Raw genomic sequence first — 1,138 nt, forward strand, 5'->3', positions numbered from 1 at the left:
GCACCAATAACGCGCAAAACATTTAGGTTTAAAATTTAACCATTTGTTTTTAAAGTAATTTTAATTGGCATCAAAACTGCTAATTCCTTCTTGCTAGGTCCAAACACTAACAAGGAGTTGGTTATGTTTGTTTTGATTTCAACGTTATTATCCGTCGCCATATTAGCCGGCATTTACCACCTTTCCACAAAACGCGAACAGCAACATGCACGAAAGTATCAGTTGCTTACCCTCCTTCGCGATGTCGTTAACTTGCTTAGACGTCATCGAGCAATCACACATTACTCCCTTCAATCCCAACAAAACTATGATCGAGAAATAGAAGAGATCCATCATGCTCTCAACAACAAGCTGCACCTTTTGTTGGAAACATCGCGCTTTGAAAATAAACCCATGTATCGTGTGTTACAGATAAAAGTCAGTAAGTTGCTAGAACAATGGCAGGAAAACAGCATCGCGAGAAATCAAATGGAGCACGGAAAGCTGATTCGACATTGTTTGTTCTTAATGGATGAAGTCACTATTGCGTGGCTAGCAGTTGAGCAACGAGATGAGTTGCATGATGAGTACCACATGAATTGGCAAACCATTATCGATAGCCTCGAAACCTTGACTCAACTTCGTATTAGCATTCAAGACTTAAACGAACAAGGAGGAAGCGTTCGAGTAAAGAACTACGCATCTGTAATGACACGTAAACTGAATCAGTTAGCGGTAATAGCACCATTGACTATCGCAGCGCCGATCTCCGTACGTTCGACACAAGCGTTAAACGACTATGTCGAAGGAAAACACACCGGACTAACAGAAGAAGAACTTTATGGCATCACCTCAGATCTGTCACTGACGATTTTCAATACCTATGATCACGTGCTATCAGATATTGTCGAAACACTGTATTTGCCTTTGCCCAGACTCTCATTAGCCTGAAAGACTCATTTTTCGACATAATTGCATGAGGAACTAGATCAAAAGCCGTAAGTAACGAGCAATAAAAAACCGCAGGCATTGCCTGCGGTTTTTTCTAACTTTGCTCACTCAATGCTTAGCTATCATCTTCAGTGAAGTTGGTTGGTAGTTGCTTTTTCATCTCGTTCCAGATTTGAGCACTTTCCATACCGTAGTGGCGAATTACAAC

1 protein-coding gene and 1 pseudogene are annotated in these 1,138 nt (G+C 41.0%); one reads left to right on the forward strand and one right to left on the reverse strand.

Features of this window, described 5'->3' with window-relative positions; all coding sequences use genetic code 11:
* The first annotated feature begins 123 nt into the window (after nucleotides 1-123).
* Nucleotides 124-930: a hypothetical protein gene (locus R8N49_RS24980; protein ID WP_005482403.1), complete on the forward strand. Its 807-nt coding sequence runs from the start codon at nucleotides 124-126 to the stop codon at nucleotides 928-930.
* A 115-nt stretch (nucleotides 931-1,045) separates the two neighbouring features.
* Here R8N49_RS24980 and R8N49_RS24985 read toward each other — a convergent pair.
* Nucleotides 1,046-1,138: pseudogene (locus R8N49_RS24985) on the reverse strand (fatty acid metabolism transcriptional regulator FadR); the annotation flags it as partial.

The organism is Vibrio sp. 1978 (assembly GCF_033344345.1).